The sequence below is a fragment of the Candidatus Tremblayella princeps genome, assembly GCF_900080145.1.
Genome location: NZ_FLRF01000004.1, coordinates 1 through 4,388, shown reverse-complemented (window position 1 = coordinate 4,388; position 4,388 = coordinate 1). Strand labels below are relative to the sequence as shown.

1 protein-coding gene and 2 rRNA genes are annotated in these 4,388 nt (G+C 56.4%); all 3 read left to right on the top strand.

Features of this window, described 5'->3' with window-relative positions:
- Nucleotides 1–13 precede the first annotated feature (13 nt).
- Complete coding sequence (gene rpsO / locus BC380_RS01075) at nucleotides 14–352, top strand: 30S ribosomal protein S15 (RefSeq protein ID WP_148702258.1); 339 nt, start codon at nucleotides 14–16, stop codon at nucleotides 350–352.
- A 465-nt stretch (nucleotides 353–817) separates the two neighbouring features.
- Nucleotides 818–2,364 (top strand): 16S ribosomal RNA (locus BC380_RS00980).
- A 64-nt stretch (nucleotides 2,365–2,428) separates the two neighbouring features.
- Nucleotides 2,429–4,388: ribosomal RNA gene (locus BC380_RS00975) — 23S ribosomal RNA — on the top strand; the annotation flags it as partial.

Sequence of the window (4,388 nt, the reverse complement as noted above, 5' to 3'; positions counted from 1 at the left end):
CTTGCTGCGCTCCATGCCATTGCATCCCGTCCTAGCTAGCGCTGAGCCGGCTCTCTGTGGCGGCTCGCTGAGGCATGGCTTCTTTATAGCAGCCTCGCCAACATACTCAAGCGTTGCAGCATATGGCGGAGGGGTGGGCAATACTGGGTGCTCTGCAGTGCAGGTTGCTTTAATGACTGAGCGAATAAACAGGCTGCGTAGGGGTCACTTCAGTATGCACGCTAGGGATAGGCATGGCTATAGGGGGCTCCAGTGCCTTATCTCAAGGAGGAGACGTCTACTCTCTTACCTCAGGAAAAGGAGGCTCATAATGTACGCTATGGTAGTCAATCGTCTGGGCCTTAGGCGTTAGAGCAGGCTAGCCCTATGCTACAGCTTGCTATGTAGCAGTGCGGTCGTATTTGTTGCTGTGTCAGTCATAGCAATGCATACGTGGTGAAAACGGTAGACACGCCATCTTGAGGTTGTGGTGGCGCATGCTGTATGAGTCTCATCGTCGGCAGGGGCGGAGGCTAGCGTTGCGCTGTGCGCAGGGCCGTATGCGGGCAGTGGGGGCGAAATGTGGCAGCCCACTTCGTAGGCTGCGTTGCTTTTGTGCACTGCCCTTACGTTAGTAGGGTTCGCATGGTAGGGCATTGCGGCATTGCGCAGATGGAACGAGCGGTGCCAGCCTCAGCGCCAACGCGGCCAATGCCCTCGCATGCACGACAAACCGCCACACAGCCTCAGTCCCTCTTAAACTGGACCGTAATTTTAGCGGTTCTAGGCTTAGGTTCCTCAAGGTCTGTTTAGCATCCCCGCAACACCAGATAGAAGCACTGTATAGAGTTTGATCCTGGCTCAGATTGAACGCTGGCGGCATGCCTTACACATGCAAGTCGAACGGCAGCACGGGCTTAGGCCTGGTGGCGAGTGGCGAACGGGTGAGTAACGCCCCGGAACGTGCCTTGTAGTGGGGGATAGCCTGGCGAAAGTCAGATTAAGACCGCATGAAACCGCGCAGCATGGCGCGGTGAAAGTGGGGGATTTTAGCCTCACGCTACTGGATCGGCCGGGGTCTGATTAGCTAGTTGGCGGGGTAAATGCCCACCAAGGCTGAGATCAGTAGCTGGTCTGAGAGGACGAACAGCCACACTGGAACTGAGACACGGTCCAGACTCCTACGGGAGGCAGCAGTGGGGAATATTGGACAATGGGCGTAAGCCTGATCCAGCAATGCCGCGTGTGCGAAGAAGGCCTTCGGGTCGTAAAGCACTTTTGTTCGGGATGAAGGGGGGCGTATTAACACCATGCCCTCTTGACGATACCGAAAGAATAAGCACCGGCTAACTACGTGCCAGCAGCCGCGGTAATACGTAGGGTGCAAGCGTTAATCGGAATCACTGGGCGTAAAGGGTGCGCGGGTGGCTTGCCAAGACCCCTGTAAAATCCTACGGCCCAACCGTAGTGCAGCGGAGGTTACTGGTAGGCTTGAGTATGGCAGAGGGGGGTAGAATTCCAGGTGTAGCGGTGAAATGCGTAGATATCTGGAGGAATACCGAAGGCGAAGGCAACCCCCTGGGCCATAACTGACACTGAGGCACGAAAGCGTGGGGAGCCAACAGGATTAGATACCCTGGTAGTCCACGCCCTAAACCATGTCGACTAGTCGTCGGGGAAGCCCTTTTTCCTCGGTGACGAAGCTAACGCATGAAGTCGACCGCCTGGGGAGTACGGCCGCAAGGTTAAAACTCAAAGGAATTGACGGGGACCCGCACAAGCGGTGGATGATGTGGATTAATTCGATGCAACGCGAAGAACCTTACCTACCCTTGACATGGCGGAGATTCTGCCGAGAGGCGGAAGTGCTCGAAAGAGAATCCGTGCACAGGTGCTGCATGGCTGTCGTCAGCTCGTGTCGTGAGATGTTGGGTTAAGTCCTATAACGAGCGCAACCCCCGTCTATAGTTGCTACCACTGGGGCACTCTATAGAGACTGCCAGCGACGAGTTGGAGGAGGGAGGGGATGACGTCAAGTCATCATGGCCTTTATGGGTTGGGCTTCACACGTCATACAATGGCTGGAGCAAAGGGTCGCCAACTCGAGAGAGGGAGCTAATCTCACAAACCCAGCCCCAGTTCGGATTGCACTCTGCAACTCGAGTGCATGAAGTCGGAATCGCTAGTAATCGTGGATCAGAACGCCACGGTGAATACGTTCCCGGGTCTTGTACACACCGCCCGTCACACCATGGAAGTAGGCCGCATCAGAAGCAGCCTCCCTAACCCTATGCTTGGAAGTAGGCGGCGAAGGTGGGGTCTATGACTGGGGTGAAGTCGTAACAAGGTAGCCGTACCGGAAGGTGCGGCTGGATTACCTCCTTACAGTTCTAAGGGCCATCAGCATTGATATCGTGCCTGCGAAGCGGCTCGCATGCCGCTGGTGTAGGATTAAGGACTTAAGTGCGCGCAATGGATGCCTGGGCGGTTGAGGGCGACGAAGGACGTGCCAATACACGAAAACCCCGGCGTGCCTATTGGGGCTGGAACCCGGGGGTGTCCGAATGGGGGAACCTGGGCTCTAGGTGAGCCCGTCCTGGCCTGAATACATAGGGCCAGGACGCGCACGCGGCGAACTGAAACATCTCAGTAGCCGCAGGAGAAGAAATCAATTGAGATTCCCATAGTAGCGGCGAGCGAAACGGGAGGAGCCTGCGTAGGCGCCCCCCATAGCAGCAGCCGAATGCCATGGAAAGGGCAACCGCAGACGGTGACAGTCCGGTAGGCTAAGCTGCATGGGGTAAGACAACCTGCGCTTTAGAGTAGGGCGGGGCACGCTAACCCTGTCTGAAGATGGGGGGTCCATCCTCCAAGGCTAAATACCCACAACCGACCGATAGTGAACTAGTACCGCGAGGGAAAGGTGAAAAGAGCTCTGGGGGAGCAGTGAAACAGACCTGAAATTGCGCGCACACGAACAGTCGGAGCCCCATAGGCTGGGGTGACGGCGTACCTTTTGTATAATGGGTCAGCGACTTATGTTCGGCAGCGAGCTTAACTCAATGAGGGAGGCGTAGCGAAAGCGAGTCTGCCAAGGGCGCCGTAGTTGCCGTGCATAGACCCGAAACCAGGTGATCTACCCATGAGCAGGATGATGGTGCGTTAAGCCGCACCGGAGGTCCGAACCCACTAACGTTGCAAAGTTAGGGGATGATTTGTGGGTAGGGGTGAAAGGCCAATCAAACCTGGATATAGCTGGTTCTCTCCGAAAGCTATTGGGGTAGCGCCTCGTGTTTTTGCTCCTGGAGGTAGAGCACTGTAGTGGCCTTGGGGTCCGAGAGGACTACCTTGCCATAGCAAACTCCGAATACCGGGGTAGCATTAGCACGGGAGACAGACGCAGGGTGCTAACATCCTGCGTCTAAAGGGAAACAACCCAGACCACCAGCTAAGGTCCCAAAGCATGGCTAAGTGTGGAACGATGTGGGCCGGCTCTGACAATCAGGAGGTTGGCCTAGAAGCAGCCATCCTTTAAAGAAAGCGTAACAGCTCACTGATCTAGCCGGCTTGCGCGGAAGATGTAGCGGGGCTAAGCCATGCACCGAAGCTGTGGACGCACGGAGTGTGCGTGGTAGGAGAGCGTTCCGTAGGCCTGCGAAGGGAGGCCGGAAGGCCTCTTGGAGGTATCGGAAGCGCGAATGCTGACATGAGTAGCAAAAAAGGGGGTGAGAATCCTCCTCACCGCAAGCCCAAGGTTTCCCACGCCATGATCGTCAGCGTGGGGTCAGTCGGCCCCTAAGGCGAGGCAGAAGTGCGTAGCCGATGGGTGGGCAGGTTAAAATTCCTGCACCACGGTGCGCAAGCGATGGGGGCACAGGCCGCGTGTCGCAGGCTGCCCAGCGAGAAAGCAGTTGCTGTGCTGTGGGGATGCATTGGCAAGACCGTGCTGGTATTAGTGTGAACTCCCCTGGGCATGGCACTCAAGCTCCGGCGTACGGCCTCAGGAAACACCCCTAAGCACCACAAAGCGCACAGTGTCCGTACCGCAAACCAACACAGGTGGGCGTGATGAGCATTCTAAGGTGCATGGGAGAACTCGGGAGAAGGAACTAGGCAAATTGATACCGTAACTTAGGGAGAAGGTATGCCAGGGCTCGCAGCGCCGTAAGGCACGGCGCTGCTCGCCAGGGCTGCAACGAAATGGTAGCTGCGACTGTTTAATAAAAACACAGCACTCTGCAAACACGAAAGTGGAAGTATAGAGTGTGACGCCTGCCCGGTGCCGGAAGATTAATGCAGGGGGTGAGAGCTCCCGAGCAAAGTCCTGGTAAACGGCGGCCGTAACTATAACGGTCCTAAGGTAGCGAAATTCCTTGTCGGGTAAGTTCCGACCTGCACGAATGGCGTAA

Coding starts and splice junctions, on each gene's coding strand:
- rpsO (WP_148702258.1), top strand. CDS start 14: ATGCCATTGCATCCCGTCCTAGCTAGCGCTGAGCCGGCTCTCTGTGGC.